This is a genomic window from Streptomyces sp. RP5T (assembly GCF_003933965.1).
GTDB lineage: Bacteria > Actinomycetota > Actinomycetes > Streptomycetales > Streptomycetaceae > Streptomyces.
On sequence record NZ_RSAJ01000198.1, the window covers coordinates 1 to 14,208 of the forward strand.

Annotated in this window: 12 protein-coding genes and 1 pseudogene; 4 read left to right on the forward strand and 9 right to left on the reverse strand. The window is 72.6% G+C overall.

What is annotated here, in order from left to right:
• The coding region (locus EHS43_RS21230; protein WP_148104069.1) for a PP2C family protein-serine/threonine phosphatase at window positions 1-962 on the forward strand (962 nt) is incomplete at its 5' end.
• Complete coding sequence (locus tag EHS43_RS21235; RefSeq protein ID WP_125192352.1) at window positions 940-2,127, forward strand: PP2C family protein-serine/threonine phosphatase; 1,188 nt, start codon at window positions 940-942, stop codon at window positions 2,125-2,127. The genes EHS43_RS21230 and EHS43_RS21235, both read left to right, overlap by 23 nt.
• Before the next feature lie 8 nt (window positions 2,128-2,135).
• Here the strand turns inward: EHS43_RS21235 and EHS43_RS21240 are convergent, their stop codons facing one another.
• Window positions 2,136-2,639, reverse strand: a complete 504-nt coding sequence (locus EHS43_RS21240) for a MarR family winged helix-turn-helix transcriptional regulator (RefSeq protein ID WP_125192353.1) — start codon at window positions 2,637-2,639, stop codon at window positions 2,136-2,138.
• Window positions 2,640-3,053: 414 nt separating this feature from the next.
• Between EHS43_RS21240 and rph the strand changes: the two genes are divergently transcribed.
• The gene (gene rph, locus EHS43_RS21245) at window positions 3,054-5,651 is read left to right on the forward strand and encodes a rifamycin-inactivating phosphotransferase (protein WP_125192354.1); all 2,598 of its coding nucleotides are present in this window, start codon (window positions 3,054-3,056) and stop codon (window positions 5,649-5,651) included.
• A gap of 27 nt (window positions 5,652-5,678) precedes the next feature.
• Here rph and EHS43_RS21250 read toward each other — a convergent pair whose 3' ends face one another.
• The 3 genes from EHS43_RS21250 to EHS43_RS21260 are packed head-to-tail and all read right to left on the reverse strand — an operon-like array spanning window position 5,679 to window position 8,124.
• A complete protein-coding gene (locus EHS43_RS21250) occupies window positions 5,679-6,017 on the reverse strand; it encodes an STAS domain-containing protein (RefSeq protein ID WP_125192355.1) in 339 nt (112 codons plus the stop codon).
• On the reverse strand, window positions 6,014-7,321 hold the full coding sequence (locus EHS43_RS21255) for a PP2C family protein-serine/threonine phosphatase (protein WP_125192356.1): 1,308 nt from the start codon (window positions 7,319-7,321) through the stop codon (window positions 6,014-6,016). The genes EHS43_RS21250 and EHS43_RS21255 overlap by 4 nt, the downstream gene beginning before the upstream one ends.
• A 2-nt stretch (window positions 7,322-7,323) precedes the next feature.
• Window positions 7,324-8,124: an alpha/beta fold hydrolase gene (locus EHS43_RS21260; RefSeq protein WP_125192357.1), complete on the reverse strand. Its 801-nt coding sequence runs from the start codon at window positions 8,122-8,124 to the stop codon at window positions 7,324-7,326.
• A gap of 90 nt (window positions 8,125-8,214) precedes the next feature.
• Here EHS43_RS21260 and EHS43_RS47935 point away from each other — a divergent pair.
• Window positions 8,215-8,442, forward strand: a pseudogene (locus tag EHS43_RS47935) (hypothetical protein); the annotation flags it as partial.
• A 16-nt stretch (window positions 8,443-8,458) separates the two neighbouring features.
• Here EHS43_RS47935 and EHS43_RS21270 read toward each other — a convergent pair.
• The 5 genes from EHS43_RS21270 to EHS43_RS21290 form a co-directional block, all read right to left on the reverse strand.
• A complete protein-coding gene (locus EHS43_RS21270; protein ID WP_125192358.1) occupies window positions 8,459-9,346 on the reverse strand; it encodes a universal stress protein in 888 nt (295 codons plus the stop codon).
• A gap of 124 nt (window positions 9,347-9,470) precedes the next feature.
• Complete coding sequence (locus tag EHS43_RS21275; RefSeq protein WP_125192359.1) at window positions 9,471-10,448, reverse strand: nitroreductase; 978 nt, start codon at window positions 10,446-10,448, stop codon at window positions 9,471-9,473.
• 13 nt (window positions 10,449-10,461) lie between these two features.
• Entirely contained in the window at window positions 10,462-10,731 is a 270-nt protein-coding gene (locus tag EHS43_RS21280) for an SHOCT domain-containing protein (protein ID WP_125192360.1), read from the reverse strand.
• Between the two features lie 116 nt (window positions 10,732-10,847).
• The gene (locus EHS43_RS21285; protein ID WP_125192361.1) at window positions 10,848-13,217 is read right to left on the reverse strand and encodes a glycoside hydrolase family 65 protein; all 2,370 of its coding nucleotides are present in this window, start codon (window positions 13,215-13,217) and stop codon (window positions 10,848-10,850) included.
• Between the two features lie 20 nt (window positions 13,218-13,237).
• On the reverse strand, window positions 13,238-14,113 hold the full coding sequence (locus tag EHS43_RS21290; protein ID WP_125192362.1) for a universal stress protein: 876 nt from the start codon (window positions 14,111-14,113) through the stop codon (window positions 13,238-13,240).
• Window positions 14,114-14,208 lie beyond the last annotated feature (95 nt).

Consider the following 14,208-nt stretch of genomic DNA (forward strand, 5'->3'; position numbering starts at 1 on the left):
TCCTCACCCTCACCGCGCCGGGCCCCCGTTTCGACGAGGACACCTCCATGATGCTGGTCGAGCTCGCCCGCCGCGTCGGCGTCGCCCTGGAGCACGCGCACCGCTACCAGCAGTCCCGCAACACCGCCGAAGCACTCCAGCGCGCCCAGCTCACCGACCTGCCCACCCCGCCGGGACTGCTGCTCGCCGCGCGCTACCTCCCCGCCACCTGGGGCATGAACATCGGCGGCGACTGGTACGACGCCTTCCTCCAGCCCGACGGCAGCCTGCTGGCCGTCATAGGGGACGTCACCGGCCACGGACTGCACGCCGCCGTCGTCATGGGCCAGTTGCGCACCGCCCTGCGCGCCTACGCCGTGGAGAACGCCACCCCCGGCGAGATCCTCACGCGGCTGCACCGCATGCTCGGCCACCTCCAGCCGGAGCTGTACGCCACCGCGCTGATCGCCCGCTTCCGGCCCGGTGAGCCGGAGGTCGTCTGGGCCTCGGCCGGCCATCCGCCCGCCGTCGTGCGCACCGCCGACGGCACCGTACGGGTCCTGGACGCCAAGCCCGGCGTGATGCTGGGCATCCCGCTGCCCTACGTCCACAAGGACCAGCGGGCCGACCTGCCCCCCGGATCCTCGCTGGTGCTGTACACCGACGGCCTGGTGGAACGCCGGGGTCAGGGCATCGACCCCGGCATCGGACGGCTCGGCCGCGCTCTGGAGGCGCTCGGCACCCCGGAACTGGAGCAGGACCTGGACGCCGCCGCGGACGCCCTGCTCAAGCCCCTCCTGTACGACTCCGAACGGGACGACGACGTCTGCCTGCTGGTGTGCCACACGCCGGCGACGACCGCCCAGGAAAGGTCCCGGAACCCCAACTCGTCCCCCTCCGCACCCGAACCGACCGACGACCGGCCCCCTCGCGGTAGCGTGAAGGACACAAGGCGAGAGGGTGGATTTCGTGAAAGCCTCTGAACCGCAGCCGTCCGTGGAGGCCGAACTCCGCGCGGCCGCGCCGCACGCACTGGTCGCCACCGCCCGCCGTCTGCTCGCCGAACGGGTGGGCGCCCAGGAGGTGACACTGCTGCTCGCCGACTACAGCCTGGCCGTTCTGCAACCGGTGACACACCTCCCGCAGACCGGAGCCCCGGTCTCCGCCCACGAGGGACCGGCGGGCAGCGCCTTCCTGAACCAGAAGCCGGTGCTCGAAGTCCTCGGTGACCCGGTCGGCCAGCGGGCCCACCTTCCCATCACCGTGCGCGGCGACCGGCTCGGTGTCCTGTCGGTGCGGCTGCCCGCCGGTGCCGTCGACCCGCACACCGTGCTCCAGCTCGCCGACTTCGCCACGGCCCTCGGACACGAGGTCGCCACCGCCGGCCGGGACACCGACCTCTACCTCCAGGCCCGCCGAACGCGCCGGCTGACCCTCGCCGCCGAGATGCAGTGGCAGCTCCTGCCCGGCCGGGGCTGCGCCCGCGACGAGTACGTCATCGGCGCCCACCTCGAACCCGCCTACTCCATCGGCGGCGACACCTTCGACTGGTCCACCGGCGCCGACCACCTCTTCCTGACCGTCACCGACGGCATGGGACACGGCATAGACGCCTCCCTGCTCGCAGGTCTCACGACCGGCGCCCTGCGCAACGCCCGCCGCGCCGGCATAGGCCTCGCCGACCAGGCGTCCCTCGCCGACCAGGCCGTCTACGCCCAGTACGGCGGCAAGTCGTACGCCTCCACCCTGCTGCTGCGCTTCGACCTGACCACGGGCATCGTGCAGGCGGTCGACGCGGGCTCCCCGCAACTGTTCCAGCAGCGCGCCGGCCATGCCGAGCGTGTCGAGCTGGAGGCGCAGCTGCCACTCGGCATGTTCGAGGAGACCGTCTACACGGAGCAGACGTTCCGGGTGGAGCCCGGCGACCGTCTCATCGCGGTCAGCAGCGGGGTCCACGGCACCCGCTCCGCGACGGGCGACGTGTTCGGCGAGCGGGTCCTGCGCCAGATCCTCAGCGCCACCCGCTCCGCCCCGCCGCACGAGACGGCACGCGCGGTCGTCGCCGGCCTGATCGAGCACTACGGCAGCAAGGAGCTCATGTCCGACGCCGCCGTGGTCTGTGTCGACTGGAACGGCCGCCAGGGCTGACCGCCGGGTCAGCGTCCGGGGTCCCCGGTTTCCCTGCCGTTGCCGTCCTGGGCGCTCAGAAAGGCCCGCAGTCCCCCGCTCAGCGCCGCCCGTGCGCCGGGTTCCATGGCGGCGAGGACCGCGGCGAGCGCCCGTGACCGGCGCTCGGCCACCTCGCCCAGCACCTGCCGGCCGCGCGCCGTCAGCACCAGCTGCACCTCGCGTCGCCGGTGCGGGTGCAGCAGGCGCTCCAGCAGGCCGGCCGCCTCCAGCCGGTCACACAGCCGGCTGGCGGTAGGCGGCCCTATCTCCATGCTCTCCGCGAGAGTGGTGAGGTTGAGCCCCGGCTCCGACTCCAGGATCCGCAGCGCCCTCAGCTGGTGCGGCGACAGCCTCAGACTCGCGCCCTGGGCGGCCACCGTCCACAGGTTCGCGAGACCGTCCACGGCGTCGGCGACCTCCAGCGCGACGGAGAGCGGGTCGTCACCCGGTCCGCTCGGCTGGTCGTCCCCGGAGCCACTGAGACGAGTCACAAACCCATCACTTTCAGTAATCGCTTGGTCGTGCAGATACCGAACTCATTCAAACGCGGTACCCGATGACGCGTCGACCAAGCACACGGCCCGCTCCGGAGGACGGCAAAAGGAAAAGGCAAGGAGAGAACTCTCCTTGCCTCTCCTCAAGTTATAGCGCGAGGGGGGACTTGCGGCAAGCCCCCCGTCCCGGCGCAGAATCGTCGGCCGAGGCCACAACCTGCGGAAATGGGGGAACGACGTGGTGTTGTCGACGTACGGTGCGCAGCGTCCGGAAGGGCGGGGCGACCGACCGACTCGTCGAGGGGGAAGGCAACCGCGGATGACGGCGTGCTCGACCAACGGTTCGAAAAACCTGCACATTCGATCGGGCATCGCAGCGCGGCACAGCGCGGGCGCCTCGGAGGTATCACGATGACCGAGCAGTACGTGCTGGACCTCCAGGAGGTCGACGAGAGCCGGCTCGACCTCGTCGGCGGCAAGGGCGCGCATCTGGGCAGCCTGTCGTGGATCGAGGGCGTCAAGGTGCCCTCGGGCTTCGTCGTGACGACGGACGCGTACCGGCGGGTCGTGGCACAGTCACCGTCGCTGGGCGCCCGGCTGGACGAGTTGTCGCGGGTGGACGCGGACGACCAGGAGGCGATCCGCACGCTCAGCGCGGAGATCCGCCGGACCGTCGAGGAGATCGCCGTCCCGGACGACGTCGCGGAGGCGATCAAGGGTGCGCTCGCCCGGTCCGGCGAGCAGGTTCCGTACGCCGTCCGGTCCAGCGCCACCGCCGAGGACCTGCCGACGGCCTCCTTCGCGGGCCAGCAGGACACGTACCTGAACGTCATGGGTCCCGCCGAGGTCCTCCGGCACGTCAGCCGGTGCTGGGCGTCGCTGTTCACCGAGCGGGCCGTGACCTACCGGCGGCGAGGGGGCATCGACGACCGTACGGTCCGCATGGCCGTCGTGGTGCAGCGGATGGTGTTCCCGCAGGTGTCCGGCATCCTGTTCACGGCCGACCCCGTCACGGGGAACCGGAAGGTCGCGAGCGTGGACGCCGGCTTCGGCCTCGGGGAGGCCCTGGTGTCCGGCCTGGTCAATCCGGACGTCTTCAAGGTGCGGCACGGCGAGGTCGTCGCCAGGACGATCTCCGCCAAGAGGTGTGAGGTGCGCGCCCTGGCGTCCGGAGGCACACGGGAAGCGGTCGTCGACCCGCAGCGGCAGGAGCTGCCGGCGCTCACGGACGAGCAGGCGATCCGGCTCGCGGAGCTCGGGCGGCGGATCGAGGCGCATTTCGGCCGCCCGCAGGACATCGAATGGTGCCTGGTCGACGACGAGTTCCACATCGTGCAGAGCCGGCCGATCACGACGCTGTTCCCGGTCCCCGAGAGCGGTGACCGGGAGAACCACGTCTACGTCTCCGTCGGACACCAGCAGATGATGACCGACGCCATGAGGCCCCTCGGCGTGTCCATGTGGCAGCTGACGGCCATGGCGCGGATGCACGAGGCGGGCGGGAGGCTGTTCGTCGACGTCACCGCGCGGCTGGCGTCGCCCGCGGGCCGTGCCGCCCTGCTGGACCTCATGGGGCGGGGCGATCCGTTGGTCAGGGACGCGCTGGAGACCGTCCTCGACCGCGACGACTTCGTCCCCTCGCTCCCGGACGCGCCTGCCGCGGGGCCGCGGGCCGACGGGGCGCCCGAGCCGGTCGCGACCGATCCGGCCGTGGTGAGCGGGCTGATCGAGCGCAGCCAGGCGTCCATCGCCGCGCTGCGGCGCGACGCCCTGACGAAGTCCGGACCGGAGGTGTTCGACTTCCTGTCGGTGGCCTTCGAGGAGCACAAACGGGTCCTCACCGATCCGCTGAACTTCAAGGCGATCATGGCGGGCATGGAGGCCACCTGGTGGCTCAACGACAAGCTGGAGGAGTGGCTCGGTGAGAAGAACGCGGCCGACACGCTGACCCTGTCGGCCCCCGGGAACGTGACGTCGGAGATGGGGCTCGCCCTGCTCGACGTCGCCGACGTGATCCGCCCGCACCGAGAGGTGGTCGACTTCCTTCAGGGGGTCGAGGACGACGGTTTCCTCGACGAGCTGGGGAAGCTCCCGGGCGGAGCCGAGGCCCGCGACGCCATCGACGCCTACCTCGACCGGTACGGCATGCGCTGCGTCGGCGAGATCGACATCACGAGGCCCCGCTGGCGCGAGCGCCCCAGCACGCTCGTCCCGGTGATCCTCGACAACGTCAGGAACTTCGAACCGGGCGCGGCCCGTCGGCGTTTCGAGCAGGGGCGTCAGGAGGCGCTGGAGAAGGAACAGGAGGTGCTGTCACGCCTGCGGGCCCTGCCGGACGGGGAGCAGAAGGCCGAGGAGACCAAGGGCATGATCGACCGGGTCCGCACCTTCATCGGATACCGGGAGTACCCGAAGTACGACATCATCAGCCGCTACTTCGTCTACAAGCAGGCCCTGATGGCGGAGGCCGACCGCCTCGTGGCGGCGGGGGTGCTGGCGGACCGGGAGGACGTCTTCTACCTCACCTTCGAGGAGTTCCGCGACGTCGCGCGCTCCGGGCGGGTCGACGACGGGCTGGTCCGGCAGCGCAGGGACACGTTCCGCTCGTACCAGGCGCTCACCCCGCCGCGGGTGCTCACCTCGGACGGCGAGGCCCTGTTCGGGGCGTACCGGCGTGACGACGTGCCGGCCGGCGCCCTGATCGGCCTGCCGGTCTCCACCGGGACCGTCGAGGGACGGGCCCGTGTCGTCCTCGACATGGCGCAGGCCGACCTCGAAGCGGGCGACATCCTCGTCACGACGTTCACGGACCCCAGCTGGTCACCGCTGTTCGTCGGCATCGCGGGCCTGGTGACGGAGGTGGGCGGCCAGATGACCCACGGCGCGGTGATCGCCCGGGAGTACGGCCTGCCGGCCGTCGTGGGCGTGGAGCAGGCCACCCGGCGGATCCGGGACGGACAGCGGATCCGCGTGCACGGCACCGACGGGTACGTCGAGCTCCTGTCCTGACCGTCCGCGGCGGAGCCGGGCCACGGCTCAGGGACGGGTCGCGGTCTCGGTGTCCGGGTGGATGGTGAAGATCTGGTCCAGTCCGACGATGCGCAGCACGCGCAGGGTGTTCGGCGGTACGGCTGCCAGGGCCACGTCCGCCTCGACGGCCTGCGCGTCGCCGCGCGCGGCGATCAGGGCCGTGATGCCACTGGAGTCGCAGAACTCCAGTCCGCTCATGTCCAGGACCAGGCGCTGGCCCTTGCTCAGGGACAGGCCGCCGAGCACCGAGCGCAGTTCGGAGACGTTGGCGTAGTCCAGTTCGCCGCACATCTCCAGAACGGGACCGGTCGCGGCATCTCGGGTAGTGATCTTCAGCGGGCTCATCGTTCGTTTCTCGTCTGGGAGTCGGAGTCGGAGGCGGGAACACCGATGGCGAGCAGGGCGGTGTCGTCGTCGAGGCCGTCGCCGAAGCTGTCCAGCAGCCCGGTCAGGGCGTGGACGACGGCCTGCGGTGGCCTGCCCGCATGAGCGGTGACGAAGTCGAGCAACGCCTCGTCGCCGTAGAGAGCGGTGCGGTCCTGGCCGGTGCGGGCTTCGGTGAGGCCGTCCGTGTAGAGAAGGAGCGTGTCACCGGGGCCGAGCACGGTCTTGGCGTCGGTGAAGCGCGCGGAGGGCAGGATGCCGACGAGGAGGCCGCCGGGTGTGGGCAGGAAGTCGGCCGTGCCGTCCGCGCGCAGGACGATGACCGGGGGGTGGCCGCCCGCGGCGAGGTGGACGGCCAGCTGCCCGGTCTCGGGATCGGGTTCGAGGGTGCCGTAGACCGCGGTGCAGTAACGGGGGTCGCCGCCGGCGGCGTAGCGCTCGTGGAGCACCGTGTTGAGGGTGGTCAGGGCGGAGACGGGGTCGGGGTCGTGCAGGGCGGCGGCGCGCAGCGTGTAGCGGGTCAGCGAGGTGAGGGCGGCCGCCTGCGGGCCCTTGCCGCACACGTCGCCGAGGAAGAACCCGAAGCGTTTGCCGTCGATGGCGAAGACGTCGTAGAAGTCGCCGCCCAGCCGGTCCGGTGAGGCGGTGTGGTAGTGGGTGGCCGTCTGCACGCCGGGGACCGGCGGCAGGGTGTCCGGGAGCAGCGACTGCTGGAGGACGGCGAGCGCCTCCTGCAGTCGGGTGCGGTCGGCCTCCGCCTGACGGCGTGCCTCCTCGGCCGCCTCACGGCGACGGACGAGTTCCTCTTCGTAGGCGCGCCGGTCGCGGGCGTCGAAGACGGTGGTGCGGATCAGCAGGGGCTGTCCGGTGGTGCCGTGCTTGATGACGGACGAGGCCAGCACGGGGATCCGGCCGCCGCCGGTGCGCTTCATCTCCAGGGCTATCCCGCTGACCTCGCCCTGCATCCGCAGCAGCGGAGCGAAGTGGGTCTCGTGATACAGCTTGCCGCCCACGGTCAGCAGGTCGGTGAAACGCATCCTGCCCACCACGGCCTCCCGCTCCAGACCGAGCCAGCCCAGCAGGGTGCCGTTGATCTTCGCGACGGTGCCGTCCATCAGCGTGGAGAGGTATCCACAGGGTGCGTTGTCGTACAGGTCCTCGGCTCCGTCCTCCAGCAGGGCGGCGAACGCCGCGTCCGCGGCCTGGCCGCTGTCGGCGTCGGTGCCGGCGTCCTGCGGCTCGGGCTGCTGGTCGGCGCGGCACATCATCACAGGCTCGCGAGGAAGTCGACGATCGCCCGGTTCGTGGCCTCGGGCGCGGACAGGTGCGGGCAGTGGCCGGTGGCGTCGAGCGTGACCAGGGTCGAGCCGGGAATCGCCCGGTGGACGAAGGCCCCGACCTCCCGGGGGGCGATCGCGTCCTGGGTGCACTCCAGCACCAGCGTCGGCACGCTCACGTTCTTGAGGTCGTCCCTCGAATCCGACAGGAACGTGGTCCGGGCGAAGACGCGCGCCATGTCCGGGTCGGTGGCGCAGAAGCTGTTCCTGAGCTCGTCGCCCAGCTCGGGCCGGTCCGCGTTGCCCATGATGACCGGGGCCATCGCCGCCGACCAGCCGAGGTAGTTCGCCTCCAGCGACGCCAGCAGCTCGTCGATGTCCTCGGCGCTGAACCCGCCCCGGTAGTCCTCGTCGTCGATGTACCGGGGGGACGGGGCGACCATCACCAGCGCGCCGATCCGCTCGGGAGCCCGGGCGGCCGCCAGGACGCCGATCATCGCGCTGACCGAGTGGCCCACGAAGACCGCGTCGCGCAGGTCGAGCGCCTCGCACACCTCGACCACGTCGAGGGCGTACCCGTCGAGGGAGGAATAGCGGTCCTCCGAGAAGGCGGACGCGTCCGAGCGGCCCGAACCGACGTAGTCGAACAGCACCACGCGGTGGTCGGCCGCCAGCGCGGGCACCGTCAGCCGCCACATGTTCTGGTCGCAGCCGAACCCATGCGCCAGCACCACCGTGGGTCCCTCGGCGTTGCCGGTGACGGTCACCTGGTTCCTGCTCGCGATGTCCATACCCGACAGTCTCTCAGCCCCGCACACCGTTCGTGACGCCCCCTCGGACGGCCCGCGGACAGGAGACCGGTCGGCAGGTCCCCGGCGCGACTGCCCGGCGCCGCCCGCGCCGACGGGACGGCCTCGGACCGGGAAGGGCTGTGCGACACGCTGACGGCCGGTCTGCTGCCGGCGGACCAGCAGGCAGCGGACGAAACGGGGTTCCCGGTGGCCCGCACGCACGCGCCGGCGGCCGACTCGATGGCCGCCCGGGCGCCGCCCGAGGACCCGAAGGCCGCGAGCCGGGCCCGCCGCCACGTCCGGGAACAGCTCGCGGCCCAGGCCTTCCGGGCGGTCAGTCGTGCGGTACGACGGCCACGGGGCAGCCGGTGTGGTGGATGACCGTGTGGACGACGGGACCGGCACGGGCGGGCAGGGGGCCCGGGATGATGCGGCGGCCCACGACGAGCAGGTCCGCCGCGGAGGCGGCGCGGATCAGGGCCGACGGGGCGCGGCCCTCGGTGAGGGTCTCGACGACCTCGACACCGGGGTACTTCTCGCGCCAGGGCTGCAGGACGGCGGCCATGAAGTCCCGCCACTCCTCCGCCCGCCGCGGCCCCGCGATCAGACCGATCTCACCCGGCCCGAGCCCGAACGGCCCGGGCGGCTGCCAGGCGTGGAGGGCACGCAGGCGGGTTTCCCGGTTACGTGCGGCCTCGAAGGCGAACTCGATCACCTCGTCGCAGGAGTCGGCGAGGTCGAGCCCCAGCAGTACGTCCCCGCGTTCGCCCCGCCCCGGGACCGCCGGTCCGTGCTGGGCCGCGGCTTCCTCGGCCGTACGCACGAGGACGACGGGCCGGTTGGCCCGAGCGACGACGCCCAGGGCGACGGAACCCACCAGGAACCCGGTGAAGCCGCTCAGACCCCGGGATCCCAGCACCAGCACGTCGGCCTGTTCCGCCGCACGCACCAGGGCCGCCGTGGCGGGGCCCTCGACCTGCTGCTCCTCGAAACGGAGCCCGGGGCAGGCGCGCCCGATGCGCTCGGCGGCCTGTTCAAGAGCGCGCCTGGCCACGAGCCGCTGGGCGGCGGTGGCGGGCTCGCCGTCCTGGCGGGGATGCCAGCTCCACACGTGCACCAGCCGCAGCGGCCGCCCGCGCCGCACGGCCTCGCACGCGGCCCACTGCGCCGCCGCGAGGCTCTCGGCCGATCCGTCCACTCCGGCGATGACGGGCGCCTGCATCACGCCCACCTCCCGTGCTCGGTCCGCTGGTGACTCCCAGCGTCTCTCCGGGCACCCTGCGCGGGTAGGGGCCGCCAGGGCTCAGGGTGGGTCCGTTCGGCCCCGAGCGCTCCCGGTCCCGGTGTCAGTCCAGGTCGAGGACCTCGGTCAGGGGCCTGCGGGGTGACGCGGTGCCGGGTGGGCCGTAGCCGAGGCGCAGCACCATGTGCACGTGTCCCATGCCGGACACGGGGTCCCGGGCCAGCTCGCGCAGGTCGGGGCGTTCCAGGCCGTGCGAGCTGAGGGCGGTGGCCAGTCCGTTGAGTGTGGCGAGGAGCAGGACCCGCTCCAGTGCCTGTCCGGCGCGCAGCCAGTCGGCGGGGCTGTCGTGGCGGGTGCCCAGGAGGGCCAGGTGCGGGCTGGTCTCGAAGTCGGCCGTCGGGCGGCCGGGGACGTGACGGCGGCCGGCGAAGTCACGGACCGGGGCCCGGCCGAGGCGGGGGCGCGGTCCCAGGGCGTAGTCCGGGATCCCGTCGGTGGCGTCCGGGCCCCTGCCGGTCCACCGCTGCAGGTCCTCGAACCCGTCGGGTTCCAGGGCGTCGCGTCCCTCGGCGTCCCGGACGTGGTCGAGCAGGGCCTCCGAGTGCCATGCGCCGGGGAGGACGAGCTGCGTGCCCTCCCGGTCGGCGGCGTCGCACAGAGCCTTCTCGACGTCGCCCGGGATCGCCCGGTCCGCGAACGGATGGCGGCTGGTGTGTCGCCGGTCGATCGCCGGGAACAGCGCTGCCGTGTCACGGTCGGGCGGGCCGGTGCCGCCGATGCGGACGGCGGCCAGCAGGCGGGGGTCGGCGGGATCGGGCAGCAGCAGGGTGTCGGTGTGCAGGCCCTGGTGGGCGGCGGCGACCCGCAGGTTGAACAGGGCCGCTCCGCAGCCGAGGTGCAGGGCGCGGTGGTCGGGGTCGGTGTGGGGCATCGCCCGGCTGAGGTCGGCGCTCAGTTCGAGGGTGTGGTCGGCCGAGCGCCAGTGGAAGTGCCAGGGCTGCGCGTTGTGGAGCGAGGGAGCGGCCGTCGCGGCGGTGACCAGTGCCGTGACGGTCCGCTCGTCGAGTGGACGCGCCTTCATACGGCGCACCTCCTCAGGGTTTGGTGAGTCCGACGCCGTGGGAGCGCAGCACCGACAACCGGCGCCCGTACTCGTCCTCGTCGATCTCACCGCGGGCGAAGCGCTCGGCGAGCAGCTGCTCGGGCGAGGCCGGGGTGGTGGGCGGCTGCGGCTGGTGCGGGGCACGGGTCAGCGCCCGGTACAGCAGCACGGCGACGGCGATGAGCAGGGCCCAGAACAGGACCGTGCCGACCGACATGACGAACCAGTCCCAGCCGTTCATGTCGTGGTGGTTCCAGTACACGGTGGTCACTCCTCCCGGTCGCATCGCAGGCGGACCTTCAAGGCCAGCCTCCGGCTCCGCGGGGCCGGCGGGCAGGGGCCATCAGGGCTGTTCGAAGGGCCGTCCGGCCCCACTGCTCAGCCGGTGAGCAGCAGGCGTGCCGTCTCCCCCGGCCGCAGGCAGACCGCCCGGTCGGGCAGCTGTACGTCGATGGGCGAGCGGTCCGAGGACGGTACGGCGATCTCCAGCAGGTCGTGTTCCAGGCGCAGCCGTACGCCCCAGTGACCCTGGTAACGCAGGGCGAAGCCGTAGGAGGACAGCTCGGGCAGCGGCACCGGGTCGAGCCAGAGGGCGCCCTCCCGGGTCTCCAGCCCGGTCAGTCCGCGCTGGACGAGGTCGAGCGTGCCGGCCATGGCGCCGAGGTGGATGCCCTCTCCGGTGGTGCCGCCCTGGATGTCGGCGATGTCGCCGCGCAGGGCCTCCTGGCAGAACTTCCAGGCCTCGGCGCGCCGGGCCCGGGCCAGGATCCAGCCGTGGACCAGCCCGCTGAGCGTGGAGCCGTGGCTGGTGCGGTGCAGGTAGTGGTCGACGGTGCGCTGCCAGGTGTCGTCGTCCAGCCGGTGGCCCAGGCGCCGGAACAGCGCCTGGAGTTCACCGGGCGAGAAGAGGTAGCCGAGCATCAGCACGTCGGCCTGCTTGGACGCCTGGTACCGGTTGACGGAGTCGCCCTCCGCCTCCAGGATCCGGTCCAGGCGCCGGATGTCGCCGTACTTCTCCCGGTAGCGCTCCCAGTCGAGCTCGACGAGGTCGCCGTAGCCCTCGAACTGGCTGACGACGCCTGCGTGGAAGGGCACGTGCAGACTGCGGGAGACGTCCTCCCACTGCTCCAGCTCGCCGCCGTCCAGTCCCGTGCGTTCGACGAGTTCACTGCGGCGCGGCTCGGGTAGAGCGTCCAGCAGGTCCAGCGTGCGGGCGAGCACCCAGGCGGCCGTGACGTTGGTGTACGTGTTGTCGTCGAGGCCGGGGCCGGGAGCTCCGGGGTAGGCCTCGTGGTATTCGTCGGGGCCCACCACGCCCCTGATGCGGTGCCGTCCGAGGTCGGGGTCGTAGACGGCGGAGTCGGCCCAGAAGCGCGCGATCTGGAGCAGCATCTCCGCGCCCTTGGTGTGCAGGAACTCCGTGTCCCCGCTGGCCTGGCAGTACTGCCACACGTTGTACGCGATCGCCGAGCCGACGTGGTGCTGGAGGTGGGAGTGGTCCGGCAGCCAGCGGCCGGAGCGGGGGTTGAGGTGGAGTTGCTGGGTCTCCTCCCGCCCGTCGCTGCCGCTCTGCCAGGGGTACATCGCCCCGCGGCGGCCCACCGCCCGGGCGGCGGTGCAGGCCCGTTCCAGGCGGCGGTGACGGTAGCGCAGCAGGGCCCGGGAGACCTCGGGGAAGTGCAGGTTCAGATAGGGCAGGACGAACAGTTCGTCCCAGAAGACGTGCCCGCGGTAGGCCTCGCCGTGCAGTCCGCGCGCCGGCACTCCGACGTCGAGGTCGGCGGTGTGCGGGGACAGGGTCTGCAGGACGTGGAAGAGGTGCAGGCGCAGGATGCGGCCCGGTTCGCCGGGCACGTCGAGGTCGGCGCGGCGCCACAACAGGTCCCAGGCGGTCAGGTGCGTTTCGAGCAGCTCGTCGAACCCGGGTGCCTGGCCGACCCGGTCGACGGCGGCGTGCAGCGGATCGCTGATGGCCGGGTCGTGCGAGGTGTGCAGGGCGACCGTCTTGTCGACGGTGACGGTACGGCCGTCCACCGCCTCCAGACCCAGCCGCTGGACCGCGCGCAGGTCGTCGTGGTCCGGCGTGACGGGAAACCCCGCGGTCAGCCGGGCCGCCATACCGATCCGGATGTCCGAGGTGCGGGTGCGGCAGCGCAGCCACACCGTGTCCTCGGCGGCCGTACCGGTGTGCACATGGGTCAGGTGCCGACCGTCGAGGTCGCGGTAACGGGCCACGCCGGAGTTCGTGACGCCGCCGTCGAGGGCCGACTCGACCTCCAGCACGCCCGGGAACCCGTGCGGGGTGAACTCGGTGCGCAGGGCGGCGAGATGAGGATCCCCCATGTGCACCAGACTCTGCTGACGCACCTCCAGCTCCCGTCCCGCGCCCAGCCCGTAGCGCGTGCGGCGCTCCAGCAGCCCGGAGGCCAGGTGGAGCTCCACGCGGTGGTCGAGGACGGTCGCGCTCTCGGGGGTCAGCCACGGCTCGCCGGGGAGGCGGAAGCGCAGGGACAGCCAGTTGGGCACGTTGACCATGTCCTCGTTCTCGACCCGCCGGCCGGACACCTCGGAGGTGAGCCGGTTGTAGCAGCCCGCGACATACGTCCCCGGGTGGTGCACGTCGTCCGCAGCGCACTCGGGAAGCGCGCCCCGGGTGGCGAAGCGGCCGTTGCCCAGGGTGCACAGCGACTCCCGCAGCCGCTCGTCGGCGGGGACGTACCCCTCGTACTCCCAGCTCCAGTCCGTCACGTCGACGCTCCTCGGCCCGGTCACACCCGCTGCGGCACGATCGCCACCGGGCACTGCGCGTGGTGCAGCAGGGTGTGGCCCACGCGGCCCAGCTGGAGTCCGAAGGGGCCGGTCCGGCGGCGCGCCCCGATGATCACGAGGTCGGCCGCGGCGGAGCGGTTGAGCAACACCCTGCGGGCCGGGCCCTCGACCGTGTTGCGGCGTACCCGGACGCCGGGGTGGTCGGCCATCTCCTCGTCGATCAGGGCGTCCAGCTGCGCGGAGGCCCGCTCCTCGTGGAGGTGCGCCGGGTTCTGGGCGAGCCGGGGCTCGTCGGCCGTCTCGTGTGCCGGACAGCGCCACGCGCGGACCACGTCGAGGACGCCGCCGCGCTTCTCGGCCTCGTGGAAGGCGAACCGCGCGGCCTCGCCGGCGGACGCGGGATCGCCCGCGCCCAGAACGATCCGTTCGTGCGTCCCGGCGACGCCGGCCCGGTCGCCCCGGACCACGATGACCGGGCAGTGCGCGCGGGCCGCCACGGCCAGGCCGACCGATCCGAGCAGCATTCCCTTCAGCTCACTGCGGCCGCGCGAACCCGTGACCAGGGCGGTGGCGTTGTGGCCCTCGCGCAGGAGCGTGTCCACGGCGTCCTCGGGAATCACTTCCGCGGAGACCTTCACCTCGGGGTCGCGCCGCCGGGCGCGCTCCACGGCCCGCTCCACGATGTCCTCCGCCATCACCTGCTCGGAGGGGCGGTCGGGATCGGCGGAGGGGGCGACGTCCTCGTAACGCTCCCACAGCGACGCGTACACGAGCCGCAGCGGCAGTCCCTGGCGGGCCGCCTCGTCCACCGCCCAGTCGAGCGCGGCCAGGCTCGACTCCGATCCGTCGACTCCCACGACCAGGGGCAGCTCCATGGTCCCCACCGCCTTTCGTCGAACCGCACGGACGTGCGGCACGGGGCTCCACCGTCACCGTCGCACTGTCCGCCGGGGGCTGCCAGGGGCGGGTC